We start from the raw sequence: 17561 nt of genomic DNA, 5'->3' as shown, positions 1-17561 counted from the left end.
TTGTTACCCGCGGGCGGGCAACAAGCTCGACGAATCGTTGGCCCCGCTAACCAGGGCACACACCGCGACAGTCTTAGAAGTTGGAACCTGGACCACCGCCGCAGTAGATGACCTGGCCGGAGCAGAAGTTGGATTCCGGCAGGCAGAACATCACCACTGCACCCGCGGCTTCTTCCGGTTTGCCGACGCGACCCAACGGGATGGTGGAGGCCACACCGTCCAGGCGCGCCTGCTGCACGCCGACCTTGATTTCGCGACCTTCGATATTGACGGTCTTGCTGTCGTCGCCAGCCAGGGCCTGGGTCAGGCGCGTATCGATCAAGCCGAACGCGACGGCGTTGACGTTGACTTTCAGGCGACCCCACTCCTTGGACAGGGTCTTGGTCAGGCCCAGAATCCCGGATTTGCCCGAGGAGTAGTTGGACTGGCCCACGTTGCCGCCAGCAGCGCCGGAGGAGATGTTCACCACCTTGCGCAGCACTTCACGACCTTCGGCGGCTTCTTTCTTGGCCAGGGCGCTGATGATCGGCTGGGCGGCACGCAGGATGCGGAACGGTGCGGTCAGGTGGCAGTCGATGACCGCGTACCACTGCTCGTCGCTCATCTTCTGGATCACGTTGTCCCAGGTGAAACCGGCGTTGTTGACGATGATGTCGATAGAGCCGTAGGCCTTGACGGCGGTCTGCACGAAACGGTCAGCGAAGTCCGGCGCCGTGACGCTGCCCACGCACGCCACAGCTTCTCCGCCAGTGGCACGGATCTCGGCGACCACTTCCTCAGCCGGTTCAGCATCCAGGTCGTTAATCACGACTTTCGCGCCGTAGGCGGCCAGTTGCAGGGCGACTTCACGACCAATGCCACGGCCGGAGCCGGTAACCAGAGCGACTTTACCTTCAAGCTTTTTCATTTTTTATTGTTCCTGTGAAATAGGGTTAAGGGGTTCAGGCCAGGGCCACGACAGCTTCGCCGGCGAGCTTTTCTTCGCCGTACTGGTTGGCGCAACGGATCTGCAGGCGCACGCGTTTCTCACCGTTCTCTTCGAATTTGTCGGTGATGGTTCCGGTGCAGGTCGGGATATGTCCCAACTGGGTGATGCCGGTGAAGCGGATCGACAGGCTGCGCACTTGTTGCTGCGGTACCCATTGGGTCAACAGGCGACCGAGGTAAGCGGCCGACAACATGCCGTGGGCAAACACGTCGGGCATGCGCGATTTACGGGCGAAGTCGATGTCGATGTGGATCGGGTTGTGATCACCCGACGCGCCGCAGTACAGCGCCAGGGTGGTGCGGTTGACCGGTTGCAGCGCCAGCTGCGGGATCACATCGCCAATCTGGATATCGGAAAATTGCACGTGGGTGGTGTTAGAGAGCGTCATCGACATTTCCTCAACGCTGTACGAGGGACGAGCGGACATCGGCGATGTGTACGCCGTCCTGGTTGGTTACCCGCGATTCCATGACCACGAATTGCAGGGCCCCGCCCTTTTTCTCGTAGACATCGGTGATGCTGGCGTCGAAGGTCAGCACGTCACCGGCATAGGCCATGGCGTGGTAGACGAAGGACTGTTCGGCGTGCAGGATGCGGCCCAGGTCAAAGTTGCACAGCTTGAGGAAAGCGCTCAGGTCGCGACCTTCACCTTCCAGGCACTTGAGAAAGGTCGGCGGTACCGGCAGGGCCTTGTGGCCCGCGGCGATGGCCGCCGCCTCGCTGGTGTACAGCGGATCGGTTTCGCCGATCGCCTTGGCGAAGAAGCGCAGGCGGCCCTTCTCCACATCGACGCTGAATTTGTCGAGCTTGTGCCCGATCAGGCTCTTGTCAGCCATGTGTCTCACTCCTCTTGTTGTTATGGAAAAACTCAGTTGCGGCCGTACATCGTGATGACGCAGGCGCCGCCCAGGCCGAGGTTGTGTTGCAAGGCGATGTTCAGGTCTTCGACCTGGCGTTTGTCGGCGGTACCGCGTAACTGATGGGTCAGCTCATAGCACTGGGCCAGGCCGGTGGCGCCCAAGGGGTGGCCCTTGGAAAGCAGGCCGCCGGACGGGTTGGTCACCACCTGGCCGCCGAAGGTGTTGTCGCCATCGAGGACGAACTGTTCGCCGCCACCGACTGCGCACAGGCCCAGGCCTTCGTAGGTCAGCAGTTCGTTGTGGGCGAAGCAGTCATGCAGCTCCACGGCGCGCACGTCCTGCGGGCCGACGCCGGCCTGCTCGTAGACCAGTTGCGCGGCGCGCTGGGTCATGTGGAAGCCGGCATAGGCGATCATCGACGGCGGATCGAAGGACTCCACCGGATCGGTCACCATCGACTGCGCGAGAATCACCACGTCACTGCGCAGGCCGTGTTTCTTGGCGAAGGCAGGCGAGCAGATGATCGCCGCCGCGGCGCCACAGGTCGGCGGGCACGCCATCAGGCGGGTCATCACACCCGGCCACAGCAGCTGGTCATTCATCACGTCTTCGGTGGTCAGCACTTTCTTGAACAGCGCCAACGGGTTGTTCGCGGCATGGCGGCTGGCCTTGGCGCGGATGGCAGCGAAGGTTTCCATGCGGGTGCCGTACTTCTGCATGTGTTCGCGACCGGCACCGCCGAAGGTTTTCAGTGCACGCGGCAAGTCGACGTCGCGGGTCAGGCCTTCCAGCACGTGGACCACACTGGCCCGGGTCTGTGGACGGTCATCCCAGTGCGACTTGAGCGCGCCAGCCTGCATCTGCTCGAAACCCAGGGCCAGCACGCACTCGGCCTGACCGCTCTGTACGGCAGCGCGGGCCAGGTAAAGCGCGGTGGAACCGGTGGAGCAGTTGTTGTTGACGTTGACGATCGGGATGCCGGTGCGGCCCACTTCATACAGGGCAGTCTGGCCGCAGGTGGAGTCGCCAAACACGTAACCGGTGAAGGCCATCTGCACCTTGTCGTACGCGATACCGGCGTCCTTCAGGGCCAGGCGCACGGCTTCGGCGCCCATGTCGGTGTAGCTGGGGCTGGCACCCGGCTTGGCGAAGGGGATCATGCCGACCCCGGCGACTACGACTTTTTCACTCATGGATGAATTTCCTTTTGGCATACACGTTCGGTTGTCGTACCCGCCGGCCGGTAGGTTCTTGTGGGATTCATCCTAGGTTCGCCCCCAACGGTGCTACGACCGTCGAAGGGATGAAGTTGCGGAGGTAGTGGGACGCGTTCCAAGGAACGTTGGGAGGGAGTAATTCGATGAAGCCAGTTGTGGGAGCGAGCCTGCTCGCGAAGGCGGTGTGTCAGGCGAAATGGATGTTGAATGCGCCGGACCCTTCGCTGGCAAGCCAGCTCCCACAATGATTTTGGGTGGCCGCAGGTTTTGCATTCAACCGCAGTTACAGGAAAGTACCTTCCTACTCCCCCGAAACATCCCTTCGAACGATCCCCCGCCTACTCCGCAGCATCATCCCTTCGGCGCTCGCTGAAAATCCGCGCTGCGCCCAGCATGGCAAGAGACCCCGTCCCATCACCTACCGAGGATTCACATGAGCGAATACAGACCCGCATGGCTGACCGAAGACCTGGCGATCTTCCAGGAATCGGTTCGTCGTTTTACCGCCGAGGAACTGGTGCCCCACGAAGAGCGTTGGGCCAAACAGCAGCACGTGGACCGTGAAACCTGGCTGAAGGCCGGCGAGATGGGCATGTTGTGCCCCGCGATCCCGCAAGAGTACGGCGGCGGCGGTGGCAGCCACGCGCACAACGCGATCATCGGCTACGAACTGGCCCGTGGGATCGCCACCAGCCTGGGCACCAACGTCCATAGCGCCATCTGCGCGCACTACATCCTGCGCTACGCCAGCGAAGAGCAAAAACAGCGCTGGTTGCCAAAAATGGCCACCGGTGAGATGGTCGCGGCCATCGCCATGACCGAGCCCGGCGCCGGCACCGATTTGCAGAACGTCAAGACCAAGGCCATCCGCGAGGGTGATCACTACGTCATCAATGGCTCCAAAACCTTCATCACCAATGGCTTCCACGCCGACCTGGTGCTGCTGGTGTGCAAGACCGACCCCTCCCTGGGTGCCAAGGGCATGTCGATCATTGGCCTTGAGGTCAAGGATCTGCCGGGCTTCCGCCGTGGACGGATCCTCGACAAGATCGGCCAGAAAGGCCAGGACACCTCGGAGCTGTTCTTCGATGACGTGCGTGTGCCGGTGGCCAACCTGCTCGGCCCGGAAGAAGGCAAGGGTTTCATCCAGCTGATGCAGCAACTGCCCGAAGAACGCATGTTCATCACCATGAACGCCCTGGGCTCCATGGAACGCGCGGTCGAGGAAACCATTAAATACAGCAATGACCGCAAGCTGTTCGGCAAGCCATTGCTGGACATGCAGAACACCCGCTTCAAGCTGGCGGAAATGCAGACCACCGTGACCATTGCCCGCACCTTTGTCTTCGACTGCCTGGACAAGATGGTCAAGCACGAACTGGACCCGACCACGGCCGCCATGGCCAAGTGGTGGACCTCCACCCAAGCCTGCCAGATCATCGACGAATGCCTGCAACTGCACGGTGGCTACGGCTACATGATGGAGTACCCGATCGCCCGGTTGTACGTGAACACCCGGCCGATGCGCATCTACGGCGGCTCCAACGAAGTCATGAAAGAGCTGATAGCCCGCACCTTGTAAACCGACACCGGTTAATCAAGGTGCACACACTGTGGGAGCGAGCCTGCTCGCGAAGACGATTGCACGGTCGACACGTGTGTTGCCTGACTGTCCGCTTTCGCGAGCAGGCTCGCTCCCACAGGATTTGAAGTGAGCAGCGCCTTGGGTGATCGGCACTCACCACTGCACGCGCACAATGAGCACATGCCAATGAATTCAATCCCTGAACCCTTCGAAGCGGCCGCCCACGAAGACAGTCCGCCTGCCGGATTCCTGCCAATGGGTCGCGTCGGTTTCGTGGTGCATTGCACCGGCCTTTACGTAAATGAAGAACGCTCGGTGCTGGCTGCTCGTATCCGCCCCGAACACCTGAATCCGCTGGGCATCGCCCATGGCGGTTTTCTTGCGACTCTGGCCGACACCGCATTCGGCCGGGCCCTGCGGCTTGCGGCGGCCACCGACTTGCCGCCAGCGACCATCAACCTGAGCATGGACTACCTGAGACCGGCCAATCTGGGCGCATGGGTTGAAGCCCACGTTCAGATTCACCGGATCGGGCGCTCGTTGTCCCATGCCAGCCTCGACCTGCTCGATGGCGAACGCCTGGTGGCCCGGGGCAAGGCGACCTTCATCGGCAATACCCCAAGCCTGCACGGCAACCCGCGCCAGGGCTGATCAAACCTGGGGGTTGCCGGGAAGCTTCAGTTCCAGGTCGCGTACCTTGGCGATGGCCTCGTCGCGCCCGGTGACCTCCAGCTTGTAGAAAATATTCTTCATGTGCCACTTCACCGTTTCCGGTGACAGGTTCAGCACCCGGGCGATCTTCTTGTTGGGCAGCGCCTGGGCCACCAGGCTCATCACGTCAAGTTCGCGAATGCTCAGTACGCTGGCGGTCCCGGTGTCCGGCGCCGGCTGGCTGCTGGCGTCAGCCGTACAGGCGACGTCGAGCAAGCGTTGCGCGTAGAACGTCAACACCGGGTCCAGGACATGCTCGGCCATCAACGCTTCGAGCAGCGCAGCAACCCCCGGCCCCGCATCCAGCAGGCTGCGCACCAGCCCCAGGCGATGGCCCTGACGCAACGCTTCGATCAGTTGCTCGCGCGCCTGATCCACGTGCCCCCTGCCCTGTTCGATCATGGCCATTTGCACACGCATCGCCACCACCCGCCGCCAACGGCGGTTATTCTGTGACGTCTCGATCAGCGCCGGCAAAGGCTCGGCCGCCGCCGAAAAATCCCCGGCATGCAGGGACCGTTCAATCTCGGCCCGCCGCGCGATGATCCGAACTTCCAGTTCAGTGCCCGATTGCGCCGCCTGGTGTGGTTGCGACGTCTGGAGGATGCGCTGTAACGCGCCGTCCGCCGCGGATTCGTCGCCGGTCTGCTGCAACCAGCGCATGCGCACCAGCAGCGCACAGACCAGTAGACGGTCAAGGTCATAACGGCTCGCATACTGCTCCAGGCGGTCCAGCCAGCCCATGGCTTCGGGTTGTCGCCCGGCCAGCCACTGGGCCATGGCCAGCGTCTGCATGCATTGCAATACGGTGTCGGGGATCGCCACCTGCTCCAGCAGTTTCATCCGTGGCTCAAGCAGCTGGCAGGCGGCGTGGTAATCGCCCTGCTCGTACAACGCCGTACCGAGCAGACCGGCGGCCATGGTGCTGACCACCAGATAGGCCACCCCATGTTTTTCGGCCTCTTCCAGCACTTCACGGTAGAGGTGCTCGGCCTGGGTGGCGCGGCCTTCGAGCGCCAGGCTCATGCCACTCATGCAGCGCCCCAGCAGGCTGCGGCGCGGCGAACCGAACGGCCGCTCGCCGCCCTCGAGGACCTTGCGCGCTTTGTCGAATTCGCCCTGGTACATGTACAGCCAGGCCAGGGTGTTGCTGCGCCCCGACCAGGAAAAGTCGTCGGCATTGTCCGGGATCGCCAGCAATTCAGGGAGGATCGCCAGCATTGCCGCCGTATCGTCCTGGTGAATCGCCTGGCTGCCCTTGAGCACCGTCACTGCATGGCGCTGCCGGGGGTCGAGCCTTTCGTGATGGGCTTGCAGATGCTGTAAGGTCTGCTGCAACGCCTGGAAATTGCGCGAGTACAGTTGCAGATGAGCCATCACCACCTGCAAGCCGAAACGTTCGGCGGTCTGTTCCGCCGGCAAGCCCTTGAGCAAGCCTGAGATCTGGCTGAGGTTGCCCTTGGCCAGCAAGTCATAGGCGCAGGCTTCGACGATATCGGCCGCCGCCTCGCAATCACCGGCGCGCACGGCGTGACGCACCGCTTCATCAAGGTGCTCGTGTTCGGTGAACCAGCCCCGCGCAACGGCGTGCAGCACCTGTTCCTGTTGCGGTCGCGCCGCCAGCCGGGCGCGCAATACGCTGCCCAGCAACGGATGCAGGCGGTACCAGGTCTCGCGGTCGTGGCTCTTGACCTGGGTGATGAACAGATTGTCGCCATCGAGTCGGGCCAACTGGGTCATCATGCCGGCGATGGCGTGGGGCTGGCCAAGCAGGGTTGCGCACAACGAAGCGCAGAAGCGTTCGCAGATCGATGCGCAGGTGAGCAGGCGCAGATCTTGCGGTGCAAGGCGCACCAGCACTTCGCGTTCGAAATAGTCGGCAAAGCCGATGGCATCGCGAATTTGCACACGGTCGAAGCGCGTCATCTGCTTGGCCTTGAGGTCGACGGCAAACAATTGCAGGCCGGCGACCCAGCCATCGGTCAGCTCGTGCAGCGTCGCCGCGTCGCGGGCATCGATGGCGCCCAGGTGTTCACGCAGGAAAAGCTCCGATTCGCTGCGACTGAAGCGCAGGTCGCGCAGGTCGAATTCGCTGACTTGACCCCGTGCGCGCAAGGCGGCCAGTGGAAATGGCAGTGCCGCCCGTGTGCCGAATACCAGGTGCAGGTTTTGCGGGGCGTAGTCGATCAGCCATTGCAACGCCTGGACGATGCGCGGCTCCTGCAGATGTTGCATGTCATCGAGCATCAGCACCAGTTCACGCGAATACTGGGCGATGCCCTGCACCAGGGTGATGATCCAGTGCTCGACCGCCATGTCCTGGTTATCACGACCGAGCAGGATGCCGGCATCGCGCACCTGCTCCGGCAGCACTTGCGCCAGGCTCGCTTGCAGGCAATGGCTGAAGCGGCCGAGTTCGTCGTCTTCGGCGCCCAGCGACAGCCAGGCCACCTCGAAATTCATCGCCAAAAGTTCCCGGCGCCAGGCCAGCAACGTGCTGGTCTTGCCACACCCGGCAGGGCCCTGGATCACCACGCAACGCTGGCGCCGGACCTCTTGCAGGCGCAGCAGCAGGCTCTCACGAGGCACCAGCCGCCGGGCCCCGCGTGGCGGTACGACCTTGGTGTCGGCGATGGACTGATCAGCGTCGGCCGAGGAACGAAGGTCGGTGTCTTTGCGGGGGGGTAACGACATGGGAGAACACTTCCGGAATGGCGGGACAGGCGACAAACGATGTAGGACAAAAGCTGTCCCGACTGCATGTATTTTCGCAGCTCATTGTAGGGCCTGGCTCGACATTTGCCGATACGGCTTTCGTCCGAAGACGGCCTTACAGCCAACCTTGATTGTGTGGCTGGACCCTGATCCCCTGGCTCCCACAGGTCGTGAGCCTGACACCATCAGGCCTTGGGCAAGCCCTCGGGCCACAATAGCCGCACCGCATCACCCTCTTCTCGATAGGCATGGCAGGTGCCGATCACCCATGGGCGCACCGCGACGACCTGTTGCGTGCCCGTTTCCCGACGACGACTGGCCTCGGCACGGTAGGTGGAAAACAGCGTTTGCATCGCCACGTTGGCCATGCGCTCAAGCAGTTCGGTCAGGTGGGTACAACCGATGGCGCCACCGACGATGGCTTGCATCTTCTTTTTGAAGCCAGCGGCAATCTTCAGCCCCACCAAACCTGAGTAAGCGGCCGCCGCTTCACCACAGAACTGGCTGGCACCGGTAGCCGTCACCGCGACGATGTGCTGGATCACCATGTCGGCGTCGATGGTCATCACCAGGCGCATGTCATGGATCGTTCCGCCCTGGGGCACCCGGTGAAACGGCAGGTCGGTCGGTTCGTTGGTCAGGTCCTGCAGGCATCCTTCGATGTCGTACTGGCCATCGCTGCGCCGATAGCCCTTGCAGATGATTTCGCGGGTGTGCAGCAGTGTGCGAGTGGGTGAGTCAAGGGGCTCGGTGGTCATCAATCAATTCCTTCTTGCTGCTTCGCAAAAGCGTTTGAAACAGGCCGGTGACAGGTCCCCGACCGTTTTTCGGTGAGTAGGCCGTGCCTGGCTCGGCCGTTCACATCACTCAGTTCTTGCCGTACAGCGTGACCACGCAGGCGCCACCCAGCCCGAGGTTGTGCTGCAGGCCATGGCGCAAACCTTCGACCTGTCGCGCACCGGCGGTGCCACGCAGTTGGTGGGTCAGTTCATAGCACTGCGCCAGGCCCGTGGCGCCCAGCGGATGGCCTTTGCACAGCAGGCCGCCGGACGGGTTGGTGACAACGCGACCGCCGTAGGTGTTATCGCCGTCGAGCACGAACTGCTCGGCGCCACCCACCGGGCACAGGCCCAGGGCTTCATAGGTCAACAGTTCGTTGTGGGCGAAGCAGTCGTGCAACTCGACCACGCGAATGTCCTGGGGACCGACGCCGGCCTTTTCGTACACCGCGCCGGCGGCCCGTTCGGCCATGTGCGCGCCGACGAAACCGATCATGGTCTTCGGCTCGAAGGACTCCACCGGGTCGGTCACCAGCGACTGGGCGAGGATCGCCACATCAGTGCGCAGGCCGTGCTTTTTCGCGAACGCCGGCGAGCAGATGATCGCGGCGGCGGCACCACAGGTCGGCGGACAGGCCATCATCCGGGTCATGACCCCTTCCCACATCAATTGGTCATTCATGACTTCTTCGGTGGTGACGATCTTCTTGAACAAGGCCAGCGGGTTGTTGGCGGCATGGCGGCTGGCCTTGGCGCGGATCGCGGCGAAGGTGCTCATCTGCGTGCCGTACTTGCGCATGTGCTCACGACCGGCACCGCCGAAGGTGATCAGGTTGCGCGGGATGTCACCGGCGTCGCCACACAGTTCATCCTGAATCGGCAAGTAATCGCCACGGGGCAACGGACGGTCATCGAAGTTGGAACGGGTCGGCCCCGGGCGCATCTGCTCGAAGCCGACCGCCAGGGCGCATTCGACCTGGCCGCTTTCGACGGCGGCACGGGCCAGGAACAGGGCGCTGGAGCCGGTGGCGCAGGCATTGTTGACGTTGAAAACCGGAATCGCCGTGCGGCCCACCCGGTACAACACGGCCTGGCCGCAAGTGGTGTCGCCGTATACGTAACCGGCAAACGCCATCTGCACCTGGTCATAGCCCAGGCCGGCATCGGCCAACGCCAGACGTACCGCTTGGGCACCCATGTCGATGTAACTCGGGCTCGCGCCTGGCTTGCTGAACGGGATCATGCCGACCCCGGCTACTAATGCGTGTTGACTCATGACGATGTCCTTGCTGGTTTGAGAGGTGTCACAGCGCTTGCGCGATAATTTCGTGCGTAGCCTTGCCAGTCATGCCGTGATCGACCGTGGCATGGGCAATGGAATGAGTGCGCAGGCGGCCTTGGGTGGCGCGCAGGCGTGCCAGTTCCTCGGTGCATTTGCGCAGGGTGTCGCTGGCAAACAGGTAGGCGATCGCGACTTGCTCGGCGGTCAACGGCTGGCGCATGCGCAGCTCCAGGTAGTGATCGACCAGCACCCGCAAGGCGACGGCGCGGGCCTTGATATCGGCGACCTTGTTGCGGGTGTGCTGCAGCGCCCACGAACAATGGCCACGGGTATCGAGCTGACGCAGATGGTCCAGGGTCAGGTCCAGCAGGTGTTCGAGGCGGCTGGCGGCAGAAATCGCCGCCAACAGGCGCTCCTGGTCGCCTGCCCGATTCAGGTAATCCAGGCCCCTGCCCGCTTCGCCCAGCTGGTTGCCCACCGGTACACGTACGTTGTCCAGGTGCAACTCGGCGGCGCCCGGTTGCGCGCTGGCAGGCACACTGCGGTTGCGCTGCACACCCGGGCGACCGGTTTCAACCATGATCAGGCTGACGCCCGTATCACCTTCATTGCCGTCGATGCGGCAGGCGAGCAGGATCAGGTCGGCGGCGATGCCGTTACCGACCGCGGTTTTGCTGCCGTTGATCAGGTAATCAGCACCCTGGCGCACGGCGTGAGTCCGCAAGCTCCCGGGTTTGCCGCCGGGTTCGGTGACGGCCAGGGCCAGCACAACCTCGCCGCTGCAAACGCCTGGGAGCCAGCGACGCTTCTGCTCGTCGCTGGACAACTGGGCGATGCACGGTGCGATGACGTCCGAGTGCAGCGACAAGGCCCGGTCACAGACCCCTGCCCGGGCAAATTCCTCACGCAGCACCGCGGCATGGCCCACGTCACCACCACCGCCGAATTGCGCCGGCAGGGTCACGCACAACAGCCCTTCACGACCGGCCTTCAACCAGACCCGCCGTTCAACATCACCGGTATTTTCCCGACCCGCCAGGCCAGGCAGGTTCTCACGCTCGATAAAGCGTCGCACGGCGGTGCGAAACATTTCATGGTCTTCGCGGTAGAGAGTGCGTTGAACGTCCATCCGGAACCTTTGGCCATCGCCCGATTGCATGGAAAAAACGGGCTGACCCGTTCCAGTTTGTCGAGGCAATCGTTGCATGGGACCCGGTGCATCGAGAGCCACCCTCACAGGGGGGGCGGGTTTGCAAGACGTTGTGCGTGCACAATAATCGGGCAAGCTCATTGAGTGACGCAGGCGCTCAACGGCGCACCCTGAGGGTTGCGTTAGACCAAAGTCTCGGGCGACGGCCAGACGTGGCAATATGGCCGCACTTACAAGAATAAAAAGGTCAGTTTGCCAGGCGGTTGCGCCAGGCGAGTGATCCGTATGGAGGTTCTTTCAATGCCAGTTCACCGGGACAATCCAACGGTCGAGCCTGCCGGCCCTGCTCTCACGGCCGCCCCGGGTGAGCCATCAGCCTCGAAAAGTGGCTCTATCAAGTTCGCCAGTCCGAAATCGGCTGACAGCCACTTGTCGCGCTCTCGCCTGCTCCAGCAAATGGCCGACGCCGACGCGGCCCGCCTGATCCTGATTCGAGCAGCCGCAGGTTTCGGTAAAACCACGCTCATGCAGCAATATCGCGAGCACTGCCTGGCCAACGGCAAGCGTGCGCTGTGGATCAACATGGAGCCCGCCGACAACGATTTGCAACGCTTCGTCAACCTGTTGAACAAGGGCCTGGGCTTACTGCCCGTGTCCGACGAGCAGTCTGAGCGCAACGATCCACGCTGTGCCGAGGACCTGCTGGAGCTCATGGTCAGCGCCCCCTTGCCATTTGCCGTCCTGCTCGACGAAGTCGAAGTCATCCAGAATCCCGAGGTGCTCGAGTTTCTCCAGCAACTGGTCGAGCAACTGCCCTCAGGCAGCGTCGTGGTGATGGCGTCGCGCTCAACGCCGGGCATTGGCCTGGGGCGGATTCGCGCCCGTGGCCAACTGCTGGAAATTCGTCCGCAGGATCTGCGTTTCACCCTTGAAGAAGCCATGGCGTTCATTCGCGGCAAACGGCAGATCCCGCTGCATGACGACGAGCTGGCCACGCTGTACCGGCGCACCGAGGGCTGGATCGCAGGGCTTTACCTGGCCAGCCTGTCGCTCAAGGACCGGGACGATCACGGCACCTTCATTTCGTCCTTTTCCGGCTCCAACCTGGAGCTGGCCGAGTACCTCACCGAAGACATCCTGGCGCGTCAGACCGAGGAATGCCGGGTATTCCTGATGCAGACCAGCATCCTCGAGCAGTTCTGCGTGCCGCTCTGTGAAGCGGTAACCGGGCGCAAGGACAGCCGCGCCATGATCGATCACCTGGACCGTACCAACCTGTTCCTGGTGCCGGTCGACAGCCAGCAACAATGGTTCCGCTATCACCACCTGTTCGCCAGTTTCTTGCGCCATGCCCTGGATCGCCTGTACCCGGGCATGGCCCAAACCCTCCATGAAACCGCCGCGTCATGGTTCTTCAACGACGGGCAGCCGATCCCCGGCGTCGAACACCTGTTCAATGCCGGGCTCCTCGATGAAGCCGCCGAAGGTTTGAACCGTCACCTCGATACCCTGATCGACAGTGGCCGCACACGTTTGTTGCTGCGGTGGCTGGACCGGATTCCCGAGGCGACTCGCGACCGCTATCCGCTACTCAACCAGGCCTACGCCTGGCTGCTGGCGAGCACGACCCGCCTCAAGGACGCGATGCACGTGGCCGAACGTCTGGCGCAACAGTCGGGGCCCGCCTATGCCTATGTGCCAAAGGTCGTTGAATGTCTGCGCCTTGGGGTGACTGACCAGGCCGAAGCCTGTTGCCGCAGGGGCGTCGAACTGCTTGAGTGCATGCCCGCCGACGAGGTGCATTTATATATCGTGCTGGCCAACTCGGTGGCGATGAACATGGTTGCCAGCGGTCGCTACGATGAAGCGCGCAACCTGTTGTCCAGTGCATTGCAGCGTGACTCGCGGGTTCATTCGAGTTTTCTGCGCCACATCTTCCGCGTCAACGAGAGCACCCTGGACCTGATCCAGGGCCGCTTGAGCAATGCCCTCGTGCGTATGCACAGCACGCCGGAGCGAACGCAAAACAACGGCCAGCGCAAACCGCACGAAGCCAAGCTGTCGCTGGATATCCTCCATGGCCTGTTGCTGTACGAGAGTGGCGACTTTGCGCAAGCGCAAAAGTATTTGTCTCGCTGCCTGTTTTTCGCCAAGCAGGTCAGTTCCCCCGAGAACCAGATCATCACTCACGTACTGACCGCACGTATCGCCTACAGCCAGGGCGATCGCACCACCTGGACCCGCTGCCTGATGGAGCTCGAGATGATCGGCCGCCAGGTTGGCTCGCCCCGCGTCCAGTGCTCTGCGTGGCTGGAGAGAGCCCGCGTGGCGTTGCTCGAACAGCGCCTGGACACGGCGCTGCAAGCCCTGCATTCAGCTGACCTTGTCGGCGATTGGGACCGTCCCGATTTCATCCGTATCGCCAACGACGTGGACACGCCGAGCATCGCCCGACAACGCTTGCGCATTTTCCAGGGCGAAGGCGCGGCGGCAGCCAAGGCCTTGCGCACGGCGATCGAGCAAGCACGACACTGGCAACATCACCGCCGCGAACTCAAGCTGCGCCTTCTCCTGGCGCTCGCGCTGGACAGCACCCAGCAACCGCAGGAGGCCTTCCAGGCGCTCGGTGAAGCGCTCCGCCTGGCCAGCCATGACGGCTTCCTCGCCACGTTCATCGAAGAAGGCGAACGCATGGCGGGGCTGTTGCAACGCTGGGCCACCACCGGCAAGGCACGCTGCAAGGACCTGGGGATCGACTGCGGATTCGTCGACAGGCTGATGCAGCTATTGGAGGTCAGCGACGGCAACATGGAAGATGCCCGCAACGACAACGGCGCCCACGAAGTGCTGACGGTGCGCGAGTATCAGATCCTGCAACTGCTGGCCGCCGGGCATCGTAACCGCGAAATCGCCGAGAAGGTGTTTCTCTCCGAGTTCACGGTCAAATCCCACCTGCAGAAGATCTACGCGAAACTCGAGGCCAACGGGCGCACGGAAACCCTGGCCATTGCCCGCGCGCGGGGCTGGATCACCTGAAAGACCGACGCGCATCGCGGGGGCGGCCCGCAATGCGCCGATCAGGATGGCTACGGCTTGACGCGCTCCTTCAGGTGACTGGCCGGAATGGCGACCAGCAACACCACCGCGCCCACCACCAACACCCCTGCGATCACATCGAACGCCAGGTACAAGTCCCCGGTCGCCGACTTGATCGCGCCCACCACAACCTGGCTGATGACCCCGGCCAGGCCGCCGATGCAACTGATGACCGCGATGCCCACGGCCGCCGCCGAAGGTGACAGCAAGGCCGGTGGAATACTCCAGAACAGCGACAGCGCGGACATTGCGGCGGCGGCACCGATACTCATGAACACCAAAGACAGCACCAGATGATCCTGAACCGGGCCCAGCAGGAAGAAGCAGGTTGCGCTGAGCAGCAGGGTCAGGCTCACGTGCCAGCGACGTTCCAGGCGTTTGTCTGAACTGCGGGCCAGCAAGTACATGCCGATCAAGGCGCCGGCATAGGGCACGCTGGCGAGCAGGCCAATGGTTTTCAGGTCATGTACACCGAATCCGCGTATCAATGTCGGCATCCAGTAAGACACCGTATTGGAGCCACTGTAAATGCAAAAGAACACCAGGCCGGCGACGTACACCCGAGGATTGCGCAGCACTTGCGCCAGGCTGGCGTTGGGCAGGTCTGCCGGGCGCCCCTGGGCAAGGCCAGCGGCCAACATGTGTTTTTCCTGCGGCGTGAGCCAGCGTGCGTCGTGCGGTTTGTCCACCAGCCAGAACCAGCCGAACAGCCCCAGCAGCATCGCCGGGACGCCTTCGAGTACAAACAGCACCTGCCAGTCACGCAGGCCCAGCCAGCCATGGAAATGACTCATGATGGTCCCGGCGAGCGGCCCGCTGACGATGCCGGCAATCATCGCCGCCATCAGGAACACCGCAGTGATTCGTGCACGCAGTGCGGGCGGGAACCAGTACGTCAGGTACAGGATGACGCCGGGGAAGAAACCGGCCTCGGCCACGCCCAGCAGAAACCGCGCGACAATCAACTGGTTCGCCGTGGTGACAAAGGCCGTGGCCACCGTGACCATGCCCCACAGCACCATGATGCGAGTGAGCGTGGCCCGGGCTCCAATGCGCTGCAGGTACATATTGCTCGGTACTTCGAACAGGATGTAACCCAGGTAGAAAATACCGGCACCGATCCCGTAGGCGGCATCCGTCAGCCCGATGTCCTCGGCCATGCGTAACTTGGCGAAGGACACATTCAACCGGTCGATGGTATTGATCGCGTAGGCCAGGACCAGGTACGGCAACAGGCGCAGGATGACCTTGCGGTACACCGCACGGGTTTCCTCGACGGAATAATCGGCTGTCGCCGGCAGGTAGTGCTCCGCTGCGTGGCTCATGTGGCGCTCCTTTCCATGGGTAAAACCACCTCTCCCTGTGGGAGCGAGCCTGCTCGCGATGGACGTCAACGATGACGCGTGCATTCAGGAAGAATGCGGCGTATCTGATCCTTCGCGAGCAAGCTCGCTCCTACAGTGACGGCGGTGTTTTTTAGAGGGCTTGTTCGAGTTGCGGGACTGCTTCGAACAGGTCCGCCACCAGGCCGTAGTCCGCCACCTGGAAGATCGGGGCCTCTTCGTCCTTGTTGATGGCGACGATGACTTTCGAGTCTTTCATACCGGCCAGATGCTGGATCGCCCCGCTGATGCCGACCGCAATGTACAACTGCGGCGCGACAATCTTGCCGGTCTGGCCGACCTGCATTTCGTTGGGCACGAAACCTGCATCGACCGCTGCACGGGAAGCCCCAACCCCGGCGCCGAGTTTGTCGGCGAGGCTGTACAGGTATTGGAAGTTGTCGCCGCTTTGCATGCCACGCCCGCCGGACACAACGATCTTCGCCGCGGTCAGCTCCGGACGATCAGATACAGCCAGCTCCTCGCTGACGAAGCGGGAAATGCCGGCATCGTGGACTGTGGCAATGGCTTCAATGGCAGCGCATCCGCCGTCGGCGGCGACTGGGTCGAAACCAGTGGCACGTACCGTGATCACCTTGACCACGGCACTCGATTGCACGGTGGCGATGGCGTTACCAGCGTAGATCGGGCGCTTGAAGGTGTCGGCGCCTTGCACCGCGATGATCTCGGAGATCTGGTCGACGTCCAGTGCAGCCGCTACGCGAGGCAGGATGTTTTTGCCGTTTGAGGTCGCAGGCGCCAGGACGTGACTGTAGATGGTGTGTTGCTCGATCACCTGGCTGACCACCAGCGGGGCGATGTTTTCCGGCAGTTGATGGGCGTAGGCCGGGTTGTCGGCCAGCAGCACTTTGGCGACACCTGCGATTTTTGCCGCGCTTTCAGCCAGGGCGCCAATGCCCTGCCCTGCTACCAGCACATGGATGTCGCCGCCGATTTTTACGGCAGCCGCCACTGTGTTAAGCGTGGCCGGGGCGATGGTGTTGTTGTCGTGCTCAGCGATTACCAGGATTGCCATTAGATCACCTTCGCTTCGTTTTTCAGTTTTTCGACCAGTTCAGCCACCGACTTGACCTTGATACCGGCGCTGCGCGTGGCAGGCGCCTGGACGTTCACGGTCCGGTTGGTGGAAGCCGTGGAAACGCCCAGGGCATCGGGGGTCAAGGTTTCAAGCGGCTTTTTCTTGGCCTTCATGATGTTCGGCAAAGAGGCGTAGCGCGGCTCGTTCAAGCGCAGGTCGGTGGTGACGATGGCCGGCAGCTTCAGCGCGACGGTTTGCATTCCGCTGTCGACTTCCCGGGCCACGATCACCTGGTCGCCGGCGATCTCGACGTTCGAGGCGAAGGTGCCCTGGGCGAAACCAGTGAGTGCGGCGAGCATCTGCCCGGTCTGGTTGTTATCGCTGTCGATCGCTTGCTTGCCGAGGATCACCAGTTGCGGCTGCTCCTGATCGACCACGGCCTTGAGCAGCTTGGCTACCGGCAGTGAACTCAGCTCGTCATTGCTCTCGATCAGGATGGCGCGGTCGGCACCCAGTGCCAGCGCCGTGCGCAACTGTTCCTGCGCGGCAACCGGACCGACACTGACCACCAGGACGTCAGTGGCAATGCCCTGCTCTTTCAGGCGTACGGCTTGTTCCACGGCAATTTCGCAGAAGGGGTTGAGGGCCATTTTGACGTTGGCCAGGTCAATGCCGGACTGGTCCGCCTTGACGCGAACCTTGACGTTGAAATCGACCACGCGCTTGACGGCTACGAGGACTTTCATCAGATAACTCC

At 62.6% G+C, this 17561-nt stretch carries 14 protein-coding genes; 3 read left to right on the top strand and 11 right to left on the bottom strand.

Features of this window, described 5'->3' with window-relative positions; all coding sequences use genetic code 11:
- Positions 1 to 73: 73 nt before the first annotated feature.
- From NQL71_RS14580 to NQL71_RS14565, 4 genes are read right to left on the bottom strand one after another with little or no spacing between them, the layout of a single operon-like run.
- Positions 74 to 907, bottom strand: a complete 834-nt coding sequence (locus NQL71_RS14580) for an SDR family NAD(P)-dependent oxidoreductase (RefSeq protein ID WP_046819227.1) — start codon at positions 905 to 907, stop codon at positions 74 to 76.
- A 34-nt stretch (positions 908 to 941) separates the two neighbouring features.
- Complete coding sequence (locus NQL71_RS14575; RefSeq protein WP_274642878.1) at positions 942 to 1376, bottom strand: MaoC family dehydratase; 435 nt, start codon at positions 1374 to 1376, stop codon at positions 942 to 944.
- A 10-nt stretch (positions 1377 to 1386) separates the two neighbouring features.
- Positions 1387 to 1824 (bottom strand): MaoC family dehydratase N-terminal domain-containing protein, encoded by a 438-nt coding sequence (locus tag NQL71_RS14570; protein ID WP_077183406.1) that lies wholly within the window; start codon positions 1822 to 1824, stop codon positions 1387 to 1389.
- A gap of 32 nt (positions 1825 to 1856) precedes the next feature.
- A complete protein-coding gene (locus NQL71_RS14565; RefSeq protein ID WP_046819230.1) occupies positions 1857 to 3041 on the bottom strand; it encodes a lipid-transfer protein in 1185 nt (394 codons plus the stop codon).
- A gap of 457 nt (positions 3042 to 3498) precedes the next feature.
- On the opposite strand from NQL71_RS14565, the gene NQL71_RS14560 reads away from it, so the two are divergent.
- Positions 3499 to 4647: an acyl-CoA dehydrogenase family protein gene (locus NQL71_RS14560; RefSeq protein WP_046819231.1), complete on the top strand. Its 1149-nt coding sequence runs from the start codon at positions 3499 to 3501 to the stop codon at positions 4645 to 4647.
- Positions 4648 to 4836: 189 nt separating this feature from the next.
- A complete protein-coding gene (locus tag NQL71_RS14555) occupies positions 4837 to 5301 on the top strand; it encodes a PaaI family thioesterase (protein WP_052760663.1) in 465 nt (154 codons plus the stop codon).
- Here the strand turns inward: NQL71_RS14555 and NQL71_RS14550 are convergent, their stop codons facing one another.
- The 4 genes from NQL71_RS14550 to NQL71_RS14535 all read right to left on the bottom strand — a co-directional run bounded on the left by NQL71_RS14550 (position 5302) and on the right by NQL71_RS14535 (position 11266).
- Positions 5302 to 8055, bottom strand: coding sequence for a winged helix-turn-helix domain-containing protein (locus NQL71_RS14550; RefSeq protein ID WP_274642877.1), 2754 nt, complete (start codon positions 8053 to 8055; stop codon positions 5302 to 5304).
- 206 nt (positions 8056 to 8261) lie between these two features.
- Positions 8262 to 8834, bottom strand: coding sequence for a DUF2889 domain-containing protein (locus tag NQL71_RS14545; protein ID WP_077183404.1), 573 nt, complete (start codon positions 8832 to 8834; stop codon positions 8262 to 8264).
- Positions 8835 to 8943: 109 nt separating this feature from the next.
- Positions 8944 to 10131 carry a lipid-transfer protein gene (locus tag NQL71_RS14540; RefSeq protein ID WP_046819234.1) on the bottom strand — a complete coding sequence of 396 codons (1188 nt, stop codon included), beginning with the start codon at positions 10129 to 10131 and terminating at the stop codon, positions 8944 to 8946.
- Positions 10132 to 10159: 28 nt separating this feature from the next.
- On the bottom strand, positions 10160 to 11266 hold the full coding sequence (locus NQL71_RS14535) for an acyl-CoA dehydrogenase family protein (protein ID WP_046819235.1): 1107 nt from the start codon (positions 11264 to 11266) through the stop codon (positions 10160 to 10162).
- Positions 11267 to 11587: 321 nt separating this feature from the next.
- Between NQL71_RS14535 and NQL71_RS14530 the strand changes: the two genes are divergently transcribed.
- Entirely contained in the window at positions 11588 to 14323 is a 2736-nt protein-coding gene (locus NQL71_RS14530; RefSeq protein WP_274642876.1) for a winged helix-turn-helix domain-containing protein, read from the top strand.
- Between the two features lie 50 nt (positions 14324 to 14373).
- Here the strand turns inward: NQL71_RS14530 and NQL71_RS14525 are convergent, their stop codons facing one another.
- From NQL71_RS14525 to NQL71_RS14515, 3 genes are all read right to left on the bottom strand, one after another.
- A complete protein-coding gene (locus NQL71_RS14525) occupies positions 14374 to 15708 on the bottom strand; it encodes an MFS transporter (protein ID WP_274642875.1) in 1335 nt (444 codons plus the stop codon).
- Between the two features lie 151 nt (positions 15709 to 15859).
- Positions 15860 to 16801 (bottom strand): electron transfer flavoprotein subunit alpha/FixB family protein, encoded by a 942-nt coding sequence (locus NQL71_RS14520; protein WP_274642874.1) that lies wholly within the window; start codon positions 16799 to 16801, stop codon positions 15860 to 15862.
- Positions 16801 to 17550: an electron transfer flavoprotein subunit beta/FixA family protein gene (locus NQL71_RS14515; RefSeq protein ID WP_274642873.1), complete on the bottom strand. Its 750-nt coding sequence runs from the start codon at positions 17548 to 17550 to the stop codon at positions 16801 to 16803. Before NQL71_RS14515 ends, NQL71_RS14520 begins: the two co-directional genes overlap by 1 nt.
- Positions 17551 to 17561 lie beyond the last annotated feature (11 nt).

Source organism: Pseudomonas serbica (assembly GCF_028823535.1).
GTDB lineage: Bacteria > Pseudomonadota > Gammaproteobacteria > Pseudomonadales > Pseudomonadaceae > Aquipseudomonas > Aquipseudomonas serbica.
Note: the sequence above shows the minus strand (reverse complement) of the source record. Positions and strands in the feature narration are given on the sequence as shown.

Coding starts and splice junctions, on each gene's coding strand:
- NQL71_RS14525 (WP_274642875.1), bottom strand. CDS start 15,708: ATGAGCCACGCAGCGGAGCACTACCTGCCGGCGACAGCCGATTATTCC.
- NQL71_RS14515 (WP_274642873.1), bottom strand. CDS start 17,550: ATGAAAGTCCTCGTAGCCGTCAAGCGCGTGGTCGATTTCAACGTCAAG.
- NQL71_RS14555 (WP_052760663.1), top strand. CDS start 4,837: ATGAATTCAATCCCTGAACCCTTCGAAGCGGCCGCCCACGAAGACAGT.
- NQL71_RS14540 (WP_046819234.1), bottom strand. CDS start 10,131: ATGAGTCAACACGCATTAGTAGCCGGGGTCGGCATGATCCCGTTCAGC.
- NQL71_RS14545 (WP_077183404.1), bottom strand. CDS start 8,834: ATGACCACCGAGCCCCTTGACTCACCCACTCGCACACTGCTGCACACC.
- NQL71_RS14565 (WP_046819230.1), bottom strand. CDS start 3,041: ATGAGTGAAAAAGTCGTAGTCGCCGGGGTCGGCATGATCCCCTTCGCC.
- NQL71_RS14535 (WP_046819235.1), bottom strand. CDS start 11,266: ATGGACGTTCAACGCACTCTCTACCGCGAAGACCATGAAATGTTTCGC.
- NQL71_RS14570 (WP_077183406.1), bottom strand. CDS start 1,824: ATGGCTGACAAGAGCCTGATCGGGCACAAGCTCGACAAATTCAGCGTC.
- NQL71_RS14575 (WP_274642878.1), bottom strand. CDS start 1,376: ATGACGCTCTCTAACACCACCCACGTGCAATTTTCCGATATCCAGATT.
- NQL71_RS14520 (WP_274642874.1), bottom strand. CDS start 16,801: ATGGCAATCCTGGTAATCGCTGAGCACGACAACAACACCATCGCCCCG.
- NQL71_RS14550 (WP_274642877.1), bottom strand. CDS start 8,055: ATGTCGTTACCCCCCCGCAAAGACACCGACCTTCGTTCCTCGGCCGAC.
- NQL71_RS14580 (WP_046819227.1), bottom strand. CDS start 907: ATGAAAAAGCTTGAAGGTAAAGTCGCTCTGGTTACCGGCTCCGGCCGT.
- NQL71_RS14530 (WP_274642876.1), top strand. CDS start 11,588: ATGCCAGTTCACCGGGACAATCCAACGGTCGAGCCTGCCGGCCCTGCT.
- NQL71_RS14560 (WP_046819231.1), top strand. CDS start 3,499: ATGAGCGAATACAGACCCGCATGGCTGACCGAAGACCTGGCGATCTTC.